20 protein-coding genes and 1 riboswitch are annotated in these 20,352 nt (G+C 72.9%); of the genes, 11 read left to right on the plus strand and 9 right to left on the minus strand.

Going from position 1 to position 20,352, the window contains the following annotated elements; translation table 11 throughout:
• Positions 1-82: 82 nt before the first annotated feature.
• Positions 83-1,360, plus strand: coding sequence for a D-alanyl-D-alanine carboxypeptidase family protein (locus OG199_RS17695; RefSeq protein WP_405830236.1), 1,278 nt, complete (start codon positions 83-85; stop codon positions 1,358-1,360).
• Here OG199_RS17695 and OG199_RS17700 read toward each other — a convergent pair.
• The 3 genes from OG199_RS17700 to OG199_RS17710 all read right to left on the minus strand — a co-directional run bounded on the left by OG199_RS17700 (position 1,314) and on the right by OG199_RS17710 (position 3,925).
• Positions 1,314-2,315 carry a YihY/virulence factor BrkB family protein gene (locus OG199_RS17700; RefSeq protein WP_405830238.1) on the minus strand — a complete coding sequence of 334 codons (1,002 nt, stop codon included), beginning with the start codon at positions 2,313-2,315 and terminating at the stop codon, positions 1,314-1,316. The genes OG199_RS17695 and OG199_RS17700 overlap by 47 nt on opposite strands.
• 169 nt (positions 2,316-2,484) lie before the next feature.
• Positions 2,485-3,426, minus strand: coding sequence for a decaprenyl-phosphate phosphoribosyltransferase (locus tag OG199_RS17705; RefSeq protein WP_405830240.1), 942 nt, complete (start codon positions 3,424-3,426; stop codon positions 2,485-2,487).
• Positions 3,419-3,925, minus strand: coding sequence for a phosphatase PAP2 family protein (locus tag OG199_RS17710; RefSeq protein ID WP_356797283.1), 507 nt, complete (start codon positions 3,923-3,925; stop codon positions 3,419-3,421). Before OG199_RS17710 ends, OG199_RS17705 begins: the two co-directional genes overlap by 8 nt.
• A 142-nt stretch (positions 3,926-4,067) precedes the next feature.
• On the opposite strand from OG199_RS17710, the gene OG199_RS17715 reads away from it, so the two are divergent.
• Together OG199_RS17715 and OG199_RS17720 are read left to right on the plus strand one after the other, a co-directional pair.
• Positions 4,068-5,561 (plus strand): FAD-binding protein, encoded by a 1,494-nt coding sequence (locus tag OG199_RS17715; RefSeq protein WP_405830242.1) that lies wholly within the window; start codon positions 4,068-4,070, stop codon positions 5,559-5,561.
• An 8-nt stretch (positions 5,562-5,569) separates the two neighbouring features.
• Positions 5,570-6,325, plus strand: coding sequence for a decaprenylphospho-beta-D-erythro-pentofuranosid-2-ulose 2-reductase (locus OG199_RS17720; RefSeq protein WP_401805585.1), 756 nt, complete (start codon positions 5,570-5,572; stop codon positions 6,323-6,325).
• Between the two features lie 18 nt (positions 6,326-6,343).
• On the opposite strand, the gene OG199_RS17725 is transcribed toward OG199_RS17720, so the two are convergent.
• Both OG199_RS17725 and trpS read right to left on the minus strand, forming a co-directional pair.
• Positions 6,344-6,925, minus strand: coding sequence for a 2'-5' RNA ligase family protein (locus OG199_RS17725; protein WP_356797289.1), 582 nt, complete (start codon positions 6,923-6,925; stop codon positions 6,344-6,346).
• A gap of 158 nt (positions 6,926-7,083) precedes the next feature.
• The gene (gene trpS, locus OG199_RS17730) at positions 7,084-8,097 is read right to left on the minus strand and encodes a tryptophan--tRNA ligase (protein WP_356797291.1); all 1,014 of its coding nucleotides are present in this window, start codon (positions 8,095-8,097) and stop codon (positions 7,084-7,086) included.
• A 117-nt stretch (positions 8,098-8,214) separates the two neighbouring features.
• Here trpS and OG199_RS17735 point away from each other — a divergent pair, with 117 nt between their 5' ends.
• The 4 genes from OG199_RS17735 to OG199_RS17750 all read left to right on the plus strand — a co-directional run bounded on the left by OG199_RS17735 (position 8,215) and on the right by OG199_RS17750 (position 11,746).
• Entirely contained in the window at positions 8,215-8,829 is a 615-nt protein-coding gene (locus OG199_RS17735; RefSeq protein ID WP_356797293.1) for a sigma-70 family RNA polymerase sigma factor, read from the plus strand.
• The gene (locus OG199_RS17740; protein ID WP_405830245.1) at positions 8,822-9,733 is read left to right on the plus strand and encodes a hypothetical protein; all 912 of its coding nucleotides are present in this window, start codon (positions 8,822-8,824) and stop codon (positions 9,731-9,733) included. The genes OG199_RS17735 and OG199_RS17740 overlap by 8 nt, the downstream gene beginning before the upstream one ends.
• A 104-nt stretch (positions 9,734-9,837) precedes the next feature.
• Positions 9,838-10,566 (plus strand): hypothetical protein, encoded by a 729-nt coding sequence (locus OG199_RS17745; RefSeq protein ID WP_405830246.1) that lies wholly within the window; start codon positions 9,838-9,840, stop codon positions 10,564-10,566.
• Between the two features lie 535 nt (positions 10,567-11,101).
• Positions 11,102-11,746 (plus strand): hypothetical protein, encoded by a 645-nt coding sequence (locus OG199_RS17750; protein WP_356797299.1) that lies wholly within the window; start codon positions 11,102-11,104, stop codon positions 11,744-11,746.
• 45 nt (positions 11,747-11,791) lie between these two features.
• Here OG199_RS17750 and OG199_RS17755 read toward each other — a convergent pair whose 3' ends face one another.
• Positions 11,792-13,237 (minus strand): glycine hydroxymethyltransferase, encoded by a 1,446-nt coding sequence (locus OG199_RS17755; protein ID WP_405830248.1) that lies wholly within the window; start codon positions 13,235-13,237, stop codon positions 11,792-11,794.
• A 31-nt stretch (positions 13,238-13,268) separates the two neighbouring features.
• A riboswitch (ZMP/ZTP riboswitch) is annotated at positions 13,269-13,356 on the minus strand.
• A 123-nt stretch (positions 13,357-13,479) separates the two neighbouring features.
• Here OG199_RS17755 and rocD point away from each other — a divergent pair.
• The gene (gene rocD / locus OG199_RS17760) at positions 13,480-14,685 is read left to right on the plus strand and encodes an ornithine--oxo-acid transaminase (protein ID WP_356797303.1); all 1,206 of its coding nucleotides are present in this window, start codon (positions 13,480-13,482) and stop codon (positions 14,683-14,685) included.
• 12 nt (positions 14,686-14,697) lie between these two features.
• Here rocD and OG199_RS17765 read toward each other — a convergent pair whose 3' ends face one another.
• Both OG199_RS17765 and OG199_RS17770 read right to left on the minus strand, forming a co-directional pair.
• Positions 14,698-15,882, minus strand: a complete 1,185-nt coding sequence (locus OG199_RS17765) for a glutathionylspermidine synthase family protein (RefSeq protein ID WP_356797305.1) — start codon at positions 15,880-15,882, stop codon at positions 14,698-14,700.
• A 68-nt stretch (positions 15,883-15,950) separates the two neighbouring features.
• Positions 15,951-16,307, minus strand: coding sequence for a hypothetical protein (locus OG199_RS17770; protein ID WP_356797307.1), 357 nt, complete (start codon positions 16,305-16,307; stop codon positions 15,951-15,953).
• A 133-nt stretch (positions 16,308-16,440) separates the two neighbouring features.
• Between OG199_RS17770 and OG199_RS17775 the strand changes: the two genes are divergently transcribed.
• Positions 16,441-17,280, plus strand: coding sequence for a hypothetical protein (locus tag OG199_RS17775; RefSeq protein ID WP_405834575.1), 840 nt, complete (start codon positions 16,441-16,443; stop codon positions 17,278-17,280).
• 253 nt (positions 17,281-17,533) lie between these two features.
• On the opposite strand, the gene OG199_RS17780 is transcribed toward OG199_RS17775, so the two are convergent.
• A complete protein-coding gene (locus OG199_RS17780) occupies positions 17,534-18,949 on the minus strand; it encodes a PLP-dependent aminotransferase family protein (RefSeq protein WP_405830250.1) in 1,416 nt (471 codons plus the stop codon).
• A 46-nt stretch (positions 18,950-18,995) separates the two neighbouring features.
• Between OG199_RS17780 and OG199_RS17785 the strand changes: the two genes are divergently transcribed.
• Entirely contained in the window at positions 18,996-19,526 is a 531-nt protein-coding gene (locus OG199_RS17785; protein ID WP_405830252.1) for a carboxymuconolactone decarboxylase family protein, read from the plus strand.
• An 85-nt stretch (positions 19,527-19,611) separates the two neighbouring features.
• Complete coding sequence (locus tag OG199_RS17790; protein WP_356797313.1) at positions 19,612-20,325, plus strand: isocitrate lyase/phosphoenolpyruvate mutase family protein; 714 nt, start codon at positions 19,612-19,614, stop codon at positions 20,323-20,325.
• Positions 20,326-20,352: the final 27 nt, after the last annotated feature.

The raw sequence follows: 20,352 nt of genomic DNA on the forward strand, positions 1-20,352 counted from the left end.
ATCGCCGCCATCGGCCGTCACCCGTGGCCGGGGTGGGCAGGGTGAGAGGACTTCACCGCCGGAGCCCTGTACTTTCTCGACCGTGCCCGTCATCAAGAAGACCATCAAGCGATCGTTGTTGGTCACATCCGCCACCCTGTTGTCCCTTTCGCTGACGGCCGCTCCGGTCCTGGCCGCCGACGAGCCGTCACCGTCGCCTACGCCGAGCGCCACTCCCCCGGCGGACATGTCGACGGTGGGCGGCGCGCGGCTCGGCCTGCCCGGGACCCAGGCCGACCTGGGCAGCGGCGCCCCCGTGCTGCCGAAGGACGTCACCGCGCGCTCCTGGATCGTCACCGACGCCGAGTCCGGCGCCGTCCTGGCCGCGCACAACGCGCACTGGCGGCTGCCCCCGGCGAGCACCCTGAAGATGCTCTTCGCCGACACGCTGTTGCCGAAGTTCCCGCGGACCGAACGGCACAAGGTCGCCGTCACCGACCTCGCGGACATCGGCGAGGGCTCCAGCCTGGTGGGGATAAAGGAGGACGAGACGTACACGGTGCACGACCTGTGGCTCGGGGTGTTCCTGCGCTCGGGCAACGACGCCGTGCACGTGCTGTCCGCGATGAACGGCGGCGTCGCGCAGACGGTCAAGGACATGCAGGCGCACGCCGACGACCTGCAGGCCCTGGACACGCACGTGGTCAGCCCCGACGGCTACGACCAGAAGGGCCAGGTGTCCTCGGCGTACGACCTGACGCTGTTCGCCCGTTCCGGGTTGCAGAAGAAGGACTTCCGGGAGTACTGCTCGACCGTGCGGGCGAAGTTCCCCGGGGAGACGAAGAAGGACAAGAAGGGCAAGACGAGCCGCGAGTCCTTCGAGATCCAGAACACCAACCGGCTGCTCACCGGCGACAGCGACATCTCCACGTACCAGGGCATCGCGGGCGTGAAGAACGGCAACACCACCAACGCGGGGGCGACCTTCACCGGTGTCGCCGAACGGAACGGCAAGGTGCTGCTGGTCACCGTGATGAACCCGGAGAAGCACGAGCACAACGAGGTCTACAAGGAGGCCGCGCAACTGCTCGACTGGGGCTTCAAGGCCGCGGACAAGGTCACGCCGGTGGGTGAGCTGGTACCGCCGCGGAGCGCGGACACCAGTACGCAGGCGGGCTCGACCCCCTCGGGCGGCCCCTCGTCCGGCACGGGCGGAGGATCGACGGCGCCGGTGGCCGCCTCCGCGGGAGCCAAGGACGGTTCGAGCGGGGTCGGGATCGCGCTGGCCGTCGCCGGCGGCCTCCTGGTACTGCTGGCCGGCAGTGCCTTCCTGGTCAACCGCCGGTGGCCGCTGCCGGACCTGATGCGCCGGCGCCGCTGATCTCCTCGGGCCCGGGGCCGCCCGGCGCGCCGGTCCCGGGCGCCGGGTCCTCGGGCGCCGGGTCCTCGGGCGCCGGGTCCTCGTGGTCCGGGTCCTCGTGCTCCGGTTCCTGGTGCTCCGTCGCCGTCCAGGACGCGCAGAACAGCAGCAGTTTCGCGGTGAAGTTGATCCACAGGAGCAGCGCCACGGGCACTCCGAAGGCGCCGTACATGCTCTTCGACGCGATGCCCCTCATATAGCTGCTGAGCAGCAGCTTGAGCAGTTCGAAGCCCGCGGCGCCGATGAGGGCGGCGACGACGAGCCGGCGGCGGGACGGCTGGACGCCCGGCAGCAGGGTCAGCAGGTACAGGAGCAGCAGGAAGTCGGCGAGCACGGCGACTCCGAACGCGGCGGCCTGCAACAGCCCCCCGCCCCAGCCGTTCTCGTCGACGCCGAACAGCCGGGCCGTCCAGCCGACCGTCGTGGAGGCGGCGGCGGAGGCACCGACGGTGACGAGCACCGCGCCGCCGAGCCCGACGAGGACACCCCCGTCCACGAGCTTGCGCAGCAGGGGGTTCTCCTCGCTGTCGGGAAGCTCCCAGACCGCGCGCAGACAGTCCCGCATCTGGCCGACCCAGCCGATGCCGGTGAGCAGCAGGACGGCGCCCGCGATGACGCCGATCGTGCCCGCGTTCTGCACCAGTGTGTTGATGTCCAGTTGGTCGGAGATCCCCGGCACCTGCTCGGCGATCTTGTCCTGGAGCTGTTTCTGCTGATGGACCGTGAGCGTCGCGGCGCCGACCGCGGCGGCGACGGTCAGCAGCGGGAAGAGCGCCACGAAACTGACGAAGGTCATCGCGGCGGCGAGCCGCGTCCACTTCACCCGGTCCAGCCGCTCGTACGACCGCCATGCGTGCGTGGCCATCAGGCGGGTGACCAAAGGGCCCACGATCGGGAGCTTTCTCAGCCAGTCCATGATCCGAATCTGCCCTCGCCTCGGAAAACCAATGTCCGGGTACCCCGAAAAGGCAGGACAGTGGCGAACACCGTGCCGCTCCCCGCGCCCGGGACGGTGTCGGCGCGCCGCGGGGCGAGCCGGAGGACGTGGTGGCGGACGGCGAGGACCGCGGCGCGCTGGGCGCGACTCACCAGTTGGCGACCGCGAGGCCGTACATCGCCAGCCACACCAGGCCGATCAGCGCGAGCGGCCGGTCGCGCAGGACGACGTCCTCGGGTTCGCCGGCGGTGCCCCGGTCGGCGAAGACGGCGTACCGCAGGACGGCCAGGATGAAGGCGACCATCGACAGCTGGCGCCAGGGCAGCACACCGCCGCTGGGCACGCCGCCGCGCTCCAGGGCCCACAGGCAGTAGCCGAGGACGGAGACCCCGGCCGCCAGCTGCCAGACGAAGCGCAGGTAGCCGGTGGTGTACTCGGTGAGCAGCGCGCGGGTGACCCCCGCCGTCCCGGCCATCTGGACGGCCTCGGAGTAGCGTTTCGCCGACACCATGAACAGCGCGCCGAAGCCCGTGGTGATCAGGAACCAGCGCGAGAGCGGGATGCCGAGGGCGAGGCCGCCGATCATCGCCCGCATGAGGAATCCGGTCGTCACGACGACGAGATCCACGACCAGGACGTGCTTGAGGCTGACGCAGTAGGCCAGTTGCATGCCGAGGTAGGCGGTCAGCAGCGCCGCGGTGACCGGGGAGGACAGCCAGGCGGCGAGCACGGGGCCGAGGACGGCGAGGACACCCCCGACGGTGTAGGCGACCCGGACCGGGACCTGGCCCGCGGCGACCGGACGGTGGCGCTTGACCGGGTGGGCGCGGTCGGCGACGGCGTCCCGGGCGTCGTTGATCAGATACACGGCGGCGGCGCAGGCCGTGAACAGGACGAAGACGAGGGCGAGTTGGGTCAGCGCGTGCCGGGAGAACAGCTGCCCGGCGGCCGCCGGAGCCGCCGCCACCAGCAGGTTCTTCACCCATTGACGGGGGCGGGCGGTCTTCAGCAGGCCGAGCGCGAGGCTGCCGGTGCGCGCGGGCACCGGCGGAGTGCCGCGGTGCTCCAGGAGCACCGTGCGCTCAGCCATGGCCGGTCTCCGTCCCCCGGACGCCCAGCCAGGCCGTCAGGGCTCCGAGGGCCGCGCCCGCGACGACGTCGGAGGGGTAGTGGACGCCGACGACCAGCCGTGAGACGCACATGACGGCCGCGAGCGGCGGCACCGCCCGGACACCGAGCCGTCCGAACGCGACCGCGGCGGCCGTCGCCGAGGTGGCGTGCGAGCTGGGGAACGAGTGACGCCCGGCCGTGCGGACCAGGGGTGCCGGGTGCGCGGGGCGGGGACGGCGCACGATCCGCTTCAGGCCCATGCTGGCGAGGTGGGCGGTACCGGTGAGCGCGGTGCCGCGCATCCACGCGCCGCGCCGCCCCCGGTCGACGGCCGCCCCCGTGAGTCCGGCCGCCAGCCACAGCGCCCCGTGCTCCCCGCTCCAGGACAGGGCGCGCGCGACCGCCGCCACCCGTGGATCCGTGCCGCACGCGTGGAATGCCGACAGCAGCCGGCGGTCCATGTCGTCAAGGTCGTCCATGTGATCTCACTCTTCTAGAGAGTGACCGCAGAATTACGGCAATCAGTGATGACATCCCATTAATCACCCATTTCGGTGAGGAGCCGTTGGCACCAGGGAGAGCGGGGTGTTATGCACCTTTTTCGGCGATACGGTCACGGTCATGCCCGCCGACACCGACGCCGGCTCCGACACCGGCTCCGCTCCCCCTCCCGCCCCCCGGCGCGTCTCCGTCCCGGTCACGACCGAGACCGTCACCGTCACGGGATGGGGCCGCACCGCCCCCAGCGCCGCGCGGCTCGTACGCCCGCGCAGCTACGCGGAGGCGGCCGCCGCGGTCCGGATGTGCGGGGCACGCGGAGGCATCGCACGGGGGCTCGGCCGCGCGTACGGCGACGCGGCGCAGAACGCGGGCGGGGCCGTGCTCGACATGACGGGCCTGGACCGCGTCCACACCATCGACGCCGCCTGCGGCACCGTGATGTGCGACGCCGGGGTGAGCCTGCACCGGCTGATGGAGGTCCTGCTCCCGCACGGCTGGTTCGTACCGGTCACACCCGGCACCCGCCATGTGACCGTCGGCGGGGCGATCGGCGCGGACATCCACGGCAAGAACCACCACGGCTCGGGCTCCTTCTCCCGCCATGTGCTCTCCTTCGACCTGCTGACCGCGGACGGCGGCATCCGGACCGTGGACCGCGGCAGCCCGCTCTTCGACGCCACCACCGGCGGCATGGGCCTGACCGGCGTGATCCTGTCGGCGACCGTGCGGCTCCTGCCGGTGGAGACCTCGCTGATGTCCGTCGACACCGCACGCGCGACGGACCTGGACGACCTGATGGCCCGCCTCACCGCCACCGACCACCGCTACCGCTACTCGGTCGCCTGGATCGACCTGCTCGCGCGCGGCCGCTCGACGGGGCGCTCGGTGCTGACGCGGGGCGAGCACGCGCCGCTCGACGCCCTGCCCGCCCGCGCGCGCCGACAGCCCCTCGCGTTCCGTCCCGGCCGGCTTCCGGCCGCGCCCGCCTTCGTGCCGGACGGGCTCCTCGGCCGGACCACGGTCGGCCTCTTCAACGAGCTCTGGTACCGCAGGGCGCCCCGCGCGCGCACCGGTGAACTGCAGACCATCCCGGCCTTCTTCCACCCTCTCGACGGGGTGCCGCACTGGAACCGGATCTACGGGCGCGCAGGTTTCGTGCAGTACCAGTTCGTCGTCGGACACGGCCGGGAGGAGACCCTGCGCCGGATCGTGCGGCGCATCTCGGAGCGCGGCTGCCCCTCCTTCCTCGCCGTCCTCAAGCGCTTCGGAACGGCCGACCCCGGCTGGCTGTCCTTCCCGATGCCCGGCTGGACCCTCGCCCTGGACATCCCGGCGGACCTGCCCGGCCTCGGCACCTTCCTCGACGAACTGGACGAGGAGGTGGCCGGGGCGGACGGGCGCGTCTACCTCGCCAAGGACGCACGGCTGCGGCCCGAGCTGCTCGACCGGATGTACCCACGGCTGGCCGAGTTCCGGCGGCTGCGCGCCGAACTGGACCCCCGCGGCGTGTTCACCTCGGACCTGTCCCGCCGGCTCGGACTCCGGTGCCACGGCAGACAACGTCCGCCCCGGCACCGGGAACCGGCACGTCGCCCCACGCCCCACACCCTCTAGGAGCTGACATGAAGGACGCCTTCGGTGCCCCCCAGTCCCTGCTGATCCTCGGCGGCACGTCCGAGATCGCGCTCGCCACGGCCCGCCGCCTGATCGCCCGCCGCACCCACACGGTGTGGCTCGCGGGACGGCCCTCGGCGGCCCTGGAACGGGACGCCGAGCACCTGCGCGAACTCGGCGCGGACGTCCGTACCGTCGCCTTCGACGCACTCGACTGCGAGTCCCACGAGGCCGTGCTCGACAAGGTCTTCGCCGAGGGCGACCTCGACATGGTGCTGCTCGCCTTCGGGGTCCTCGGCGACCAGGCACGCGACGAGCGCGAGCCGCTGGCCGCGGCACGGATCGCGCAGACCAACTACACGGGCGCGGTGTCCGCGGGGCTGGTGTGCGCGCGGTCCCTCCAGACCCAGGGCCACGGCTCGCTGGTGGTGCTCTCCTCGGTCGCGGGCGAGCGGGCCCGCCGCTCCAACTTCATCTACGGGTCCAGCAAGGCGGGCCTGGACGCCTTCGCCCAGGGCCTGGGCGACGCGCTGTACGGCACCGGCGTCCATGTGATGGTCGTACGCCCCGGCTTCGTCCGCACGAGGATGACGGCCGGCCTCGACGCCGTCCCCCTGTCCACCACCCCGGAGGCGGTCGCGACGGCCATCGAGGTGGGGCTGCGCCGACGCTCGGAGACGGTGTGGGTGCCGGGGGCGCTGCGGCTGGTGATGTCGGCGCTGCGGCACGTACCGCGGACGGTGTACCGGCGACTGCCGATCTGACGGGGGCCCCGACAGCCCTCAGGCCGTCAGCGTCGTGTCCTGGTCCGCGGGCGCGCAGGCCTGCGGCGGGACGACAGCACCCCCGAACGCGTACTCGCGCAGCTTGCGCCAGACACTGTCGGTGCCCTGCTCGTAGAGGGCGAAGCCGGTGCACGGCCACTGGGCCTCGTACCCGGCGAGCTCCTCGAAGGCCCGGTCCATCGCCGCGTCGTCGATGGCGTGGGCCACGGTGACGTGCGGGTGGTACGGGAAGTGGAGTTCGCGGGCCACCGGCCCCGACGCGTCCCTGACCTGCTTCTGCAGCCAGGTGCAGGCCTCGGCGCCCTCCACGACCCGGACGTAGACGACGGGCGACAGCGGCCGGAAGGTGCCCGTGCCGCACAGCCGCATCGGGAAGGGGCGCCCGGCGGCCGCGACCTCCAGGAGGTGCGCCTCGATCGCCGGCAGCGCCGAGGCGTCCACCTCCGTCGGAGGCAGCAGGGTGACGTGGGTGGGAATGCCACAAGCCGCGGGGTCACCGAAGCCCGCGCGCCGCTCCTGGAGCAGGCTGCCGTGAGGCTCCGGGACCGCGATCGACACTCCGATCGTTACGGTCCCCACGTCGTCTCCTGTCGTTGGGTCGATGTCCGGTGCTCCTGCGCGCAGGAACGACTGCCGGTTCGGCTATCGACTGTACGGCGATACGGCCCGATACCGGCCGTCGTACCGGTGTTGCTCTCGTCTCGTACGGACTGTCGAACGGTGTCGCGCGGGCGCTCTCAGTGCTTGGCGGGCAGGAAGCCCACCCGGTCGTACGCCTGCGCGAGCGTCTCCCCGGCCACGGCGCGGGCCTTCTCGGCCCCCTTGGCCAGGATCGAGTCGAGCGTCTCCGGGTCGTCCAGATACTGCTGGGTGCGCTCCCGGAACGGCGACACGAAATCGACCATGACCTCGGCGAGGTCCGTCTTCAGCGCACCGTAGCCCTTGCCGGCGTACTTCTCCTCCAGTTCCGCGACACCGGTCGCGGTGAGGGTCGAGTAGATGGTCAGCAGGTTGCTGACACCCGGCTTGAGCTCGGTGTCGTACCTGACGACGGTGTCCGTGTCGGTGACCGCGCTCCTGACCTTCTTGGCGGTCGCCTTCGGGTCGTCGAGGAGGTTGATGAGGCCCTTGGGCGTGGAGGCCGACTTGCTCATCTTGATCGACGGGTCCTGAAGATCGAAGATCTTCGCCGTCTCCTTGAGGATGTACGGCTTCGGGACCGTGAAGGTCTCGCCGAACCGGCCGTTGAAGCGCTCGGCGAGATCGCGGGTCAGCTCGATGTGCTGGCGCTGGTCCTCACCCACCGGGACCTCGTTGGCCTGGTACAGCAGAATGTCCGCGACCTGAAGGATCGGGTACGTGAAGAGGCCGACGGAGGCACGGTCGGACCCCTGCTTGGCGGACTTGTCCTTGAACTGGGTCATGCGGGACGCCTCGCCGAAACCGGTGAGGCAGTTCATGATCCAGGCCAGCTGGGCGTGCTCGGGGACATGACTCTGGACGAAGAGCGTGCAGCGCTCCGGGTCGAGACCCGCGGCCAGCAGCTGGGCGGTGGCGAGCCGGGTGTTGGCGCGCAGGTCCGCCGGATCCTGCGGAACGGTGATCGCGTGCAGGTCGACGACCATGTAGAACGCGTCGTGGGACTCCTGCAGGGCCACCCACTGGCGCACGGCGCCGAGGTAGTTGCCGAGGTGGAACGAGCCTGCCGTGGGCTGGATTCCGGAGAGCACGCGGGGACGATCAGAGGCCATGCCCACCATTCTCTCAGGTGTCGGCGCCCGGTCCGGAACTGGCGCGAAAGAGAGGGGCACGGGGAAACGGAGGAACGCGGGTGGGAACCGATCGGCCTCCGGCGGTGTAGCAAGAGTGTGAGGACGCGGGAGGGGGGCCGCATCGTCGTCGACGAGGCCGTGGTGATCGCACGCGTACGCGCCGGGGAGCCGGAGGCGTACGCGGAGCTGGTCCGCGCCCACACCGGCATCGCGATCAGGGCGGCCCGGGCGCTCGGGGCGGGTGCGGACGCGGAGGACGTGGTGCAGCAGGCCTTCCTCAAGGCGTACTGCGCGCTGGGGCGGTTCCGGGACGGCGCGGCGTTCAAGCCGTGGCTGCTCTCGATCGTCGCCAATGAGACGAGGAACACAGTGCGCACGGCGGCGCGGCAGCGGACGCTGGCTGGCCGCGAGGCGGCGTTCACCGAAGCGGACCCGCGGATACCGGAATCGGTGGACCCGGCGGCCGCCGCGCTCGGGGCGGAGCGCCGGGCGGCCCTGCTGGCGGCACTCGATCAGCTGAGCGAGGAGCACCGGCTCGTCGTGACCTACCGCTACCTCCTGGAGATGGACGAGCCGGAGACGGCCGAGGCCCTGGGCTGGCCCCGGGGCACCGTGAAATCCCGCTTGAACCGCGCCCTGCGCAAGCTCGGCCGACTGCTGCCGGGCTTCGAGCCGGGCGAGCCCCGGGAAGGGGGTGACGCGCATGACTGAGCCGCACGGGGAACAGGGCTCGGAGCCCTCCGATGAGCGGGAGCGAGCGGCTCGCGAGGGCGCCCCACGCCTCGCGGAGGAGTTGCGCGCGCTCGGGCGGTCGCTGGACGGGCCGGGCGCGTCCGGGGACGAGTCGATGGCAGAGCGGGTGCTGGAGCGGATACTCGCCGAGCGGATCCCGGTCCCGGTGGCCGTCCGGCCGGGGCCCGGTGAGCGTGTCCGCGCGGTGCGTCGCTGGGTGCGGCTCAGGGGGCGCGTGCTGGCCGCGGGCCTGTGCGGTCTGCTGACGGTGCTCGTGCTCACGCCTCCGGTGCGCGCCGCGGTCGTCGACTGGTTCGGCTTCGGCGGGGTCGAGGTGCGGTACGACCCGTCGGCGGTGCCCTCGCCGGGCGCCGAGGTGCCGGGGTGCGGTCCGTCGCTCACCCTGGCCGAGGCGGGGCGGCGGGTGGGGTTCACGCCGCTCGTGCCGGACGACCTCGGGGTGCCGGACGCGGTGACGGTGACGCCGGAGCCGAAGGTGCGGTTCCTGATGACTCTCTGCTGGCGCGAGCACGGACACACGATCCGGCTGGACGAGTATCCGGCCGGCCTCGACATGGGCTTCGCCAAGACGGTGCGGGAGCCGCCGGAGTGGGTGTTGCTGGGTGGGGACGGGAGCGGGAGCGGGAGTGGGGACGGGAGCGGGGACGCCGGCCTGGGTGATCCGGCGTTGTGGTTCCCCCGGCCGCATCTGCTCAGCTTCTGGCTGATCGGCGCGTCCGGCGACCGCTTCACCCGCTCGGAGCGGACCGCGGGGCCCACGCTGCTGTGGATGCGCGCGGGCGAGGTGACCCTCCGTCTGGAGGGCGTGGCGTCGAAGGCGCGCGCCACGGAGATCGCGCAGTCGCTGGAACGGCGGAAATAGGCGGACGGAGAGTGGGAACCCCGGCGGGTCGAGCGGTGTACCAGAAGTGACACACGGCGTGCGGGCGGTCCGCGCGCCGATCGGCCGGCAGGTGGGGGGCTCGGATGCGCGGGGTTCGTGAACTGCTCGCGGTGGTGGGGGCGTTGGGGGTGGCCCTCTCGGCCGTGCTGCTGGGTGCGCCGTCCGCCGTGGCCGGCGGCCCGACGAGTGTGCTGGTGGTCTGCCCGGAGAGCGCGGAGACCGCCGGGCTGTACCACGCGGACGAGGAGTACGGGGAGTTGGCGCGGCTGCTGGGCGAACCGGGCGCGGGGGCTCGGAAGTCGCCGCCGGGCCTGACCGTGGGCAGCGGCCGTCAGATCAATGTCACGTGGCTCGTCCATGACGTCTCGCCCTGGCGCGTCGACCGCGTCTTTCCGGACGTCCCGGGCAGCAAGGAGGCCTGGATCCACACAGCGACCGATGTGCCGCGGTCGATGAACGGCTACTGGCACAGGGCGGAGCAGCCGGCGCGCCTGCGAGCCCTGTTGAAGAAGCTCGGAGTGATGGGCGCCTCCTCGGGCGCGGGGACGGGCGCGATCCCCCCGGCGTCCCTGCCGCTGCCCACGGACGAGCCGTCCGCCGCACCCGCGGCCACGCCCGCCGGGCCTCCCCGCGGCACGGTCGCGTCCGGGACGGACCACGGCACCGACTGGTGGTGGGCGATACCGGGCGCGGTGGGCGGGGCCGCGGCCACCCTGCTGCTGCGCCCCCTGGTCCCCGCCGGTCCCGGCTCCCTGCTCCGGCGCCGAAGGCAGCGTGCGACGGGCCCCCGGCAGGAGCTGCGCGACTCGTGAAAGCCGCCGTCCGGACGCGGGGCGACGCGGCGGAAGGCACGCCGGCGGGCGCAGACCGTGGGTGAAGTACCAGGACCGGCGGACGGGCGCACGGATGGGCGCGGGGCCGGGCAGGGATGAGGGGGCGGTTCGGGCGGACGAGTGTCGGGGGGAACGGATGAAACGGCGGGTCCTGCGTAGGGGGAGCCCAGGCGGACGGATGCACGGGTGGGTCGTTCGGGCGGCGCTTCGGGACAGGGGGAGTCGGAGGGACGGGACGGGATACCGGGGTGAGTGGACGGAGCAGCGGGGCGAAGGGACACGGGGTCGGGACGAGCGGACAGGACGCCGGAGCGGGGCCGCGGCGAGCCGCGAACGGACGGAACGCCGGGGCGAGGACGCGGCGTGCCGGGACCAGCGGGCGGCGTGGCGGCGGGTAGGCCGGACGGTCTGGCGGCGATCGGGCCGGACGGGGCGGTGGCCATCAGGTCGGACGGGGTGGCACGGCGGGCGCGGGCGATGGTGGCTGCCGCTCCTGGTATCGCTGGCGCTGGCGGTGCTCGGCGCACCTGGGGCCCGGGCGTCCGCTCCCACCGCGGTGGCCGCGCGGGCCGACACGCCGGACATGGCCCTGGTCGTCGCCGGAGGCACCGGACACACCACCCTCGTGCACTCCGGGGACCGCGATTTCGCCCGGCTCTGGCGCCTGCTGGCGCCCCGCTTCACGGGAACGGAGAGAGTGCCCGACGCTTGGGCGGCAGGCGACTATCCGCCGGTGCGCGCCACCGTCATCTGGGGGATGACGGGTGTCGGGGGGTGGCCGCAGACGAGCCGGGCACCCGGCGGAGACGTCGCCATCGAGCGTGAGGACCAGGTCTTCCTCGCCCCGGACGGCACCCCCTGGGTGCGGTCGGACCCCTCGCCGGACGTGGCGGACGACGACGTCCGCTGGCACCGGGCGGCGCGCTCGGTGTTCGACGGGCTGGTGGAGCACGGGGGCCCGTTCGGCCCGGGGACCCCGGCGGTGCCCGCGGCGGCGCGGGGCGCCGGTCCGGCCGTGTGCGCGAAGTGGGCGGTGACCGGACTGGCGGTGGGCCTGCTCGTCGGTGCGGGAGGCACCCGTCTGATACGCCGCGCGGCGGCCCGGCGTGACGCTGCCGGACCGCCGCGGGAACCACGACAGGAGCTGATCGACCTGTAGCGCCGGCTGGGCCCGACGCCGGCGATCGTCAGCCGAGGTCGATCGTCAGCCGAGGTCGATCTCCGGGTAGAGCGGGAAGGGGGCCAGCAGATCGGTGGCGCGGTGGGAGATCTCGTCGGAGATCTTCGGGTCCAGGACGTGCTGGGCCTTGGACGGGTTGCCCTTGGCGGTGGTGCCGGGCTCGGCGACGGTGAGGACGCGGTCGATCAGGCCGGCGATCTCGTCCATCTCGGCGGTGCCCAGACCACGGGTGGTCAGGGCGGGCGTGCCGATGCGGATGCCCGAGGTGTACCAGGCGCCGTTGGGGTCGGCGGGGATGGCGTTGCGGTTGGTGACGATGCCCGAGTCGAGCAGCGCGGACTCGGCCTGGCGGCCGGTGAGGCTGTAGGAGGAGGCGACGTCGATCAGGTTCAGGTGGTTGTCGGTGCCCCCGGTGACCAGCGTGGCGCCGCGGCGCATCAGCCCCTCGGCCAGGGCGCGGGCGTTGTCGACGACGGCCTGGGCGTAGTCGCGGAACTCGGGGCGGCGGGCCTCGGCGAGCGCGACGGCCTTGGCGGCCATGACGTGCGGGAGCGGGCCGCCGAGGACCATCGGGCAGCCGCGGTCCACCTGCTCGGCGAGGGACTCGTCGCACAGGACCATGCCGCCGCGCGGGCCGCGCAGCGACTTGTGGGTGGTGGTGGTGACGATCTGGGCGTGCGGGACCGGGTCGAAGTCGCCGGTGAGGACCTTGCCGGCGACGAGACCGGCGAAGTGCGCCATGTCGACCATCAGCGTCGCGCCGACCTCGTCGGCGATCTCCCGCATGATCCGGAAGTTCACCAGGCGGGGGTAGGCGGAGTACCCGGCGACGATGATCATCGGCTTGAACTCGCGGGCGGACACGCGCAGGGCCTCGTAGTCGATGAGGCCGGTGGCGGGGTCGGTGCCGTAGGAGCGCTGGTCGAACATCTTGCCGGAGATGTTCGGGCGGAAACCGTGGGTGAGGTGACCGCCGGCGTCCAGGGACATGCCGAGCATGCGCTGGTTGCCGAAGGCCTGGCGCAGTTCCGCCCAGTCGGCCTCGGAGAGGTCGTTGACGTTGCGGACGCCGGCCTTGGCGAGGGCCGGGGCCTCGACGCGGGCGGCGAGGACGGCCCAGAAGGCGACAAGGTTGGCGTCGATACCGGAGTGCGGCTGGACGTAGGCGTGCTCGGCGCCGAAGAGTTCGCGGGCGTGCTCGGCGGCGAGGGCCTCGACGGTGTCGACGTTGCGGCAGCCGGCGTAGAAGCGGCGGCCGACGGTGCCCTCGGCGTACTTGTCGCTGAACCAGTTGCCCATGGCCAGCAGGGTGGCCGGGGAGGCGTAGTTCTCGGACGCGATCAGCTTGAGCATGGCGCGCTGGTCGGCGACTTCCTGGCCGATGGCGTCCGCGACACGGGGCTCCACCGCCCGGATCACGTCGAGGGCGCTGCGGAAGGCGGTGGACTCGGTGGACAGGGGCTCGGACATGACGGCCTCCGGACGTGGCGTTCGGCGTTCACGGGTCGGCCCAGGCGCACGGCACACAGTTCACGGAGCCGCTCCCCGATGGTCGGTCCCATCCCAGCGCGCCAGTCACGGCCCCGCCGGTCAGCCTACCGGGCACGCCGGATCACGGGCCACGCGACGTCGCCGGGCGAGCGCTCGCCGTCGGCGCCCCGGGCGAGCGACGATGGGAGGAAGGCTCTCGTGCCGCAGGAGACGGAGACTCCGTGACCCTCACCGAACGCCTCATCGCGGAGGCCGACGCGCACGCCGCGCCCACCTACCGTCCGCTGCCGGTCGTCGTGGCGACGGCGGAGGGCGCCTGGATGACGGACGTCGAGGGGCGCCGCTATCTCGATTTGCTTGCCGGCTACTCGGCGCTGAACTTCGGGCACGGCCACCGCCGGCTGATCGACGCGGCCAAGGCGCAGCTGGAGCGGGTGACGCTGACCTCCCGGGCGTTCCACCACGACCGGTTCGCCGCCTTCTGCACGGAGCTGGCGGAGCTGTGCGGCATGGAGATGGTGCTGCCGATGAACACGGGCGCGGAGGCGGTGGAGACGGCCCTGAAAACGGCCCGGAAGTGGGGGTACCGCGTCAAGGGCGTTCCCGACGGCAGGGCGAGGATCGTGGTGGCGGCCGACAACTTCCACGGCCGTACGACGACCATCGTCGGCTTCTCCACCGACCGGGAGGCGCGGGCGGACTTCGGTCCGTTCACGCCGGGCTTCGACATCGTGCCGTACGGGGATGCGGGCGCGCTGCGGGCGGCGCTCACCGACGAGACGGTCGCCGTGCTGCTGGAACCGATCCAGGGCGAGGCGGGGGTGGTGGTGCCGCCGGCCGGCTATCTCGCCGCGGTACGGGCCCTGACACGGGAACGGAACGTGCTGTTCGTCGCGGACGAGATCCAGTCGGGTCTGGGCCGGACCGGGAGGACCTTCGCGTGCGAGCACGAGGGTGTGGTGCCGGACATGTACGTGCTCGGCAAGGCGCTCGGTGGCGGGGTCGTGCCGGTGTCGGCGGTGGTGTCGAGCGGTGAGGTGCTCGGTGTGTTCCGGCCCGGCGAGCACGGGTCCACCTTCGGCGGGAATCCGCTGGCCTGTGCGGTGGCGCTGGAGGTGATCGCGATGCTGCGGACCGGCGAGTACCAGGGGCGGGCGGCGGAGCTGGGGACCCGTCTGCACCGGGAGCTGGGGCTGCTGGCCGGCACGGGGCGGGTGACCGGGGTCCGCGGGCGCGGGCTGTGGGCGGGCGTGGACATCGCCCCGGCGTACGGGACGGGCCGCGAGGTCTCCGAGGAGCTGATGGACCGGGGCGTCCTGGTCAAGGACACCCACGGTCCGACGATCCGGATCGCCCCGCCGCTGGTGATCGGCGAGGAGGACCTGGACTGGGGGCTGGCGCAGCTGCGGGGCGTGCTGGGTGTCTGAGGGCTGTCCCGGTCAGACGATCACGTGGGGCAGGAAGCGGGCGTACTCGTCGGTGATCAGGCCCGTCGACTCGCGGATGCCGAGTCCCGCCGGTTCGTCCTCCACCACCCAGGCGCCGAGTACGACGCGGTTGCCGTCGAAGGAGGGCAGCGGGGCCAGTTCCTGGTAGCAGCAGGGTTCGTCCCGCAGGACGGGGTCCGCGCCGGGTTCGTGGACGGTGACGCCGGCTCCCTCGCGGCCGAGCAGGGGCTTGGCGACGTACCCCGTGGTCGCGGCCAGCTCCCGCGGGCCGTCGAGGTGGGCGGCCAGAAGGTTGGGGTGGCCCGGGTACAGCTCCCAGAGGATCGCCAGGAGCGCCTTGTTGCTGAGGAGCATCTTCCAGGCGGGCTCGATCCACATCGTCGAGCCCGTACCGCCGCCGTTGTCGAGGGTGTCCAGGACGTGGTCGGCGAAGCGGTCGGTGGTGAGCCATTCCCAGGGGTACAGCTTGAAGCAGCTGCGGATGAAGCCGAGCCGGTTGTCGACGAAGCGATCGGACAGGGGGTCCCAGCCGATCTCCTCGACCGATATCCAGTCGGTGTCGAGGCCCGCCTGTTCGGCGGTCTCCTTCAGATAGGCGACGGTCATCAGGTCCTCGCCGAGCTCGTCCTCCGCGGAGTGCGCGAAGTAGAGGGGGCTGCCCGGCGGGAGGAGGGCGGCCTGCTTCCGCCAGGCGGCGACGAGGCGTTCGTGCAGGGAGTTCCACTGGTCGGCGCCGGGGAAACGGTCCTCCATCCAGAACCACTGGGGGCTCGCGGCCTCGACGAGCGAGGTCGGGGTGTCGGCGTTGTACTCCAGCAGCCTGGCGGGGCCCGTACCGTCGTAGCGCAGGTCGAAGCGGCCGTAGACGGACGGGAGTTCGGCGCGGCGGTGCCAGGCCTCGGCGACCGCACGGGCGACCCTCGGGTCGGTGATGCCGAGGTCGGCGAAGCGGTTCTCCTCGACGATGTGCCCGGCCGCCGCGAGACACATGCGGTGGAGTTCCGCGACGGTGTCCTCCAGCGCCTCGACCTCGGGGAGCGAGAAGGCGTAGTACGCGCTCTCGTCCCAGTAGGGGCGCAGGGAGTCGTCCGGGTAGCGGGTCAGCGGATAGATGAGGCCCTGCCGCTCGACGGTCTGCTGCCAGTCGGCGCGGGGTTCGAGGGAACGGCGTTGCACGGCGTCATGTGTCCGATCGGGTGCGGGGGCGGTGCCGGGTCGGTGCGGGGTCGGTGGCGTCGGGGCGCTCAGCCGCCGGAGCCGCCCTTTCCGCCCTTGCCGCCGCCGATGCCGCCGCGGTCCACGCCGTGGCCGTGGCTGCCGCCGGAGGAACCCGATCCCTTGCCCGGCTTGGTGAACGAGCCGCCGTCGACCCAGCCGCTCTTCTTCTTGCCGCCGTAGTACCAGAAGCCGTGGCCGGAGGTCTTGGTTGAGGTGCAGTTCTTGTCCGCGACGACCTTGTAGCCCTTGATCGCCTGGTAGCTGTCGCGGTCGACGCAGCGCTTGTCGGGGTCCGAGGAGCAGGCGGTGAGAGTCGCCGCGAGCAGTCCCATACCGCCGAGCACGACCGTGCCGGAGCGCAGTCGTCGTCGTGTGTCCGCCATGTTCGGTCCCCCGTTGGTCTCCGTCGATGTCATCCGGCTCAGCGCCGGCGTTCAGATTAGAGACCGGTCGGGGCCGGTACGCGGTGGCCCCCTCCGATTCGCCTTCCCCTACAGTCACTTCGTGCTCTTTGGAATGTTGTGCGCACTTGGTGCCGCGGTCTGTTTCGGTACGGCGACGGTGCTTCAGGCGATCGCCGCGCGGACGGCGGCCGGTACCGGCGCCGGCACCGGCGGTCCGGGTGGGGACGCGGCGTTGCTGCTGCGGGCCCTGCGGCAGTGGCGGTATCTGGCGGGTCTGGCGCTGGACGGGCTCGGGTTCGTGTTCCAGATCGCGGCGCTGCGGTCGCTTCCCATCTACGCGGTGGGGGCCGCGCTGGCGTCGAGCCTCGCGGTGACCGCGGTGGTGGCGGCGCGGCTGCTGCGGGTGCGGCTCAGCGGGACGGAGTGGGCCGCGGTGGGAGTGGTGTGCGCGGGGCTGGGGATGCTCGGGCTGGCGTCGGGGGCCGAGGGGGACCGCGCGGGCTCGATGACGCTGAAGTACGCGATGCTGGGGACCGCGGTACTGGTGCTGCTGCTGGGGCTGGTGGGTGGCCGGCTGCCGGGGCGCGGGCGGGCGCTGGTGCTCGGGCTGGGGGCGGGGTTCGGGTTCGGGGTGGTCGAGGTGTCCGTGCGGCTGATCGACGATCTCGCACCGGGAACGCTGGTGCGCAATCCGGCGGTGTACGCGCTGCTGGTCGGGGGAGGTGCCGCGTTCCTGCTGCTGACCACGGCCCTGCAGCGCGGCTCGGTGACGACGGCGACCGCGGGTCTGGTGATCGGCGAGACCATCGGGCCGGCCCTGGTGGGGGTGGTCTGGCTGGGGGACCGTACGCGGGAGGGGCTGGAGTGGCTGGCCGTGCTCGGGTTCCTGGTGGCGGTGGCGGGGGCACTGGCCCTGGCGCGGTTCGGAGAGGCCCCGGTGGAGGAGGCCTGACGGTGCGACGGGGGCGGTAGCCACCGGGGGGACGGTTGCCATGGACGGGGACGGTTGCCACGGAGGCGACGGTAGCCACGAAGGGGACGGTGGCCACGGAGGGGAACGGTAGCCACGGAGTCTCCCCACAGCGGAGTCTCCTCACCCGCGGCGCGTCTCCCTCGGGGCCGCGCTCCCCCGCCCCCGCCCCGCCCCTCGTCGGACGGTCACGCTCGTGGCGGCGCGCCGCTCCGCCCCGGAATGCCGTCCCGGGCTATCTGCCGGCGGAGGCCAGGGCCGCGCACAGTGCCTCCAGCGCTCCGCCCCACGCGTGGTCCGGTGGTGTTCCGTACCCCACCACGAGCGCGTCCGTCCGCCCGGCCGTCGAGTCCGGGTGGCGGTAGCGGTCCAGTCCATGGGCGGCGAGACCGTGCCAGGCCGCCGCCCGCAGCGCGGGCCGCTCCGTGCCCGGCGGGAGCCGCAGCACCACGTGCAGACCCGCGGCGATCCCGGTCGCCCGGACCCCGGGAGCCCGTGCCGCGAGCTGTGCCACCAGCGCGTCCCGGCGACGGCGGTAGCGCAGCCGGGCCGCGCGGACATGCCGGTCGTACGCACCCGAGGTGAGGAACTCCGCCAGGGTCAGCTGGTCCAGCACCCCGCAGGACCAGTCCGCCTCGCCCTTCGCCGCGATCACCTCCGGCCCGATCGACGGCGGCAGCACCAGCCAGCCCAGCCGCAGTCCCGGAGCCAGGGACTTGCTCGCCGTGCCCAGGTAGACCACGTGGTCGGGGTCGAGGCCCTGGAGCGCGCCGACCGGCTGGCGGTCGTAGCGGAACTCCCCGTCGTAGTCGTCCTCCAGGATCAGCCCGTCGCCGCGCCGCGCCCAGTCCACCACCGCGGCCCGCCGTTCGGGGTGCAGCGGCACCCCCATCGGGAACTGGTGCGCGGGGGTCAGCAGCACCGCCCGCACCCCGGCGAGGTCACCGGACGTCAACTCCTCCGTGCGCGTGCCCAGTGCGTCGAATCCGAGCGGTGACGTCCGCAGGCCGGCTCGTTCCACCAGGTCCCAGTGCACATCCAGCCCGTACGGCTCCACGGCCAGCGCCCGCGCTCCCCGTCCGTGCAGCACCTGGCCGAGCAGCATCAGCCCGTGCGCGAACCCGGAGCAGATCAGGATGCGTTCCGGGTCGGCGCGGACCCCGCGGGCCCGCGCCAGATAGCCGGCCAGGGCGGTGCGCAGTTCCACCCGGCCCCGCGGGTCGCCGTAGCCGAGGGCGTCGTACGGAGCCCTCGCCAGCGCCCGGCGGGAGGCCTTCAGCCAGGCCGCGCGGGGGAAGAAGGACAGGTCCGGGGTGCCGGGGACCAGGTCGTACGCCGGCCGGGAGCGGGCGCGGCGCGGCTCCTGGGCGGCCGACGGCGCGGGCACCGGACGTTCGGCGACGCTCGTGCCCGAGCCCTGGCGTGCGGTGAGCCAGCCCTCCGCCACCAGGTCGGTGTACACGTCCGCGACCGTGTTGCGGGCGATGCCCAGGTCGGCGGCGAGGGAGCGGGAGGAGGGCAGCCGGGTGCCCGGCGCCAGCCGGCCGCCGCGGACCGCCTCCCGCAGGGCGTCCGTCAGGCCCTTGCGGACACCGGATCCGGTCGGCTCGACATGGAGGTCGATCCCGAAAGTGGCCCAGGATTCTGCCATGGAAATGGACCATACTCCTGGGCTGCCTTGTTCGTAGGGTCGAGGCATGACGACGAACGAAGCCCCCGCCGACACCCGCGCCGGTACCGGCGCGACCGAGGAGTACGCCCCCGAGCACAGCCCCCGTCTGGCCTGGGCCAAGCTGGCCCCCGACGTCTACAAGGCGATGGTCCGGCTCGACACGGCGGCCCAGCAGGGGCTCGACCCGAAACTGGGCGAGCTGGTGCGGATCCGTGCCTCACAGCTCAACCACTGCGCGTTCTGCCTCGACATGCACACCAAGGACGCGCTCGCCGCCGGCGAGAGCGTCGAGAGGATCGTGCAGCTCGGCGCGTGGGACGAGTCCCGGCACTTCTACACCGAGAAGGAGCTCGCGGCGATCGAGCTGACGGAGGCGATCACCGTACTGACCGACGGCTTCGTGCCGGACGAGGTCTACGCGCGCGCCGCCCGCCACTTCGAGGAGACCGAGCTGGCGCAGCTGATCGCGTCGATCACGGTCATCAACGCGTGGAACCGGTTCGGGGTGACCTGCCGCCTCGTGCCCGGCCACTACACGCCGGGGCAGTTCAAGTGACGGTGACGGTGGCAGCGACGGTGGCAGCGACGGCTCCCGCGCAGGCACCGGCGCGCCCCGGGATCCCGCCGGGTGATCTCCCGTCATGAGCGGAGTCGAGACCTTCCGGGCCCTGCACCACGGCCGCGCCCCGGGCGACCCGCTCGTCCTGCCCGGCCCCTGGGACGCCGTCAGCGCGCGGGTGTGCGCGGACGCCGGTTTCCCCGCGCTCGCCACGCCCAGCGCGGGTGTCGCCGCCTCGCTCGGATACGCGGACGGGGCCACACCCGCCGACGAGATGTTCGCGGCGGTCGCCCGGATCGCGCGGGCCGTCGACGTGCCCGTCTCCGCGGACGTGGAGGGCGGTTACGGGCTGGCACCCGGGGAGCTGGTGGAGCGGCTGCTGGCGGCGGGCGTGGTCGGCTGCAACCTCGAGGACTCCGAAGGGGGTGTCCTCAAGGACCCGGCACGGCACGCCGACTGGCTGGCGGAGGTCCGGGCCGCCGCCGGTGACCGGCTCTTCGTCAACGCCCGCGTCGACGTCTTCGCGCACGGGGACGGGGATCCGGAACGGGCCCTCGAACGGGCCGCGCTGTATGTCGCCGCGGGCGCCGACTGCGTGTATCCGATCGGCGCGCCCGTCGGCGTGCTCCCCCTGCTCAGAGCGGGCGTTCAAGGCCCCGTCAACGTGCTGGCCAGCCCCGACGGCTCCTCGCTCACCGACCTCGGTGAGCGGGGAGCCACCCGGATCACGTTCGGACCGGGGGTGCAGCGACGCGCGGCGGAGGCGCTGCGGCGGTTCGTCACGGGACTGAGATGAGTTCGTCACGGGGCTGAGGTGACCGGG

This window comes from Streptomyces sp. NBC_01176, from assembly GCF_045039825.1.
In the GTDB taxonomy this organism is placed as follows: Bacteria; Actinomycetota; Actinomycetes; order Streptomycetales; family Streptomycetaceae; genus Streptomyces.

Coding starts and splice junctions, on each gene's coding strand:
- OG199_RS17710 (WP_356797283.1), bottom strand. CDS start 3,925: ATGGACGACCTTGACGACATGGACCGCCGGCTGCTGTCGGCATTCCAC.
- OG199_RS17785 (WP_405830252.1), top strand. CDS start 18,996: ATGACGACGAACGAAGCCCCCGCCGACACCCGCGCCGGTACCGGCGCG.
- OG199_RS17790 (WP_356797313.1), top strand. CDS start 19,612: ATGAGCGGAGTCGAGACCTTCCGGGCCCTGCACCACGGCCGCGCCCCG.
- trpS (WP_356797291.1), bottom strand. CDS start 8,097: ATGGCCTCTGATCGTCCCCGCGTGCTCTCCGGAATCCAGCCCACGGCA.
- OG199_RS17700 (WP_405830238.1), bottom strand. CDS start 2,315: ATGGACTGGCTGAGAAAGCTCCCGATCGTGGGCCCTTTGGTCACCCGC.
- OG199_RS17770 (WP_356797307.1), bottom strand. CDS start 16,307: ATGGCGGACACACGACGACGACTGCGCTCCGGCACGGTCGTGCTCGGC.
- OG199_RS17715 (WP_405830242.1), top strand. CDS start 4,068: ATGCCCGCCGACACCGACGCCGGCTCCGACACCGGCTCCGCTCCCCCT.
- OG199_RS17705 (WP_405830240.1), bottom strand. CDS start 3,426: ATGGCTGAGCGCACGGTGCTCCTGGAGCACCGCGGCACTCCGCCGGTG.
- OG199_RS17775 (WP_405834575.1), top strand. CDS start 16,441: ATGTTGTGCGCACTTGGTGCCGCGGTCTGTTTCGGTACGGCGACGGTG.
- OG199_RS17780 (WP_405830250.1), bottom strand. CDS start 18,949: ATGGCAGAATCCTGGGCCACTTTCGGGATCGACCTCCATGTCGAGCCG.
- OG199_RS17755 (WP_405830248.1), bottom strand. CDS start 13,237: ATGTCCGAGCCCCTGTCCACCGAGTCCACCGCCTTCCGCAGCGCCCTC.
- OG199_RS17720 (WP_401805585.1), top strand. CDS start 5,570: ATGAAGGACGCCTTCGGTGCCCCCCAGTCCCTGCTGATCCTCGGCGGC.
- OG199_RS17740 (WP_405830245.1), top strand. CDS start 8,822: ATGACTGAGCCGCACGGGGAACAGGGCTCGGAGCCCTCCGATGAGCGG.
- OG199_RS17745 (WP_405830246.1), top strand. CDS start 9,838: ATGCGCGGGGTTCGTGAACTGCTCGCGGTGGTGGGGGCGTTGGGGGTG.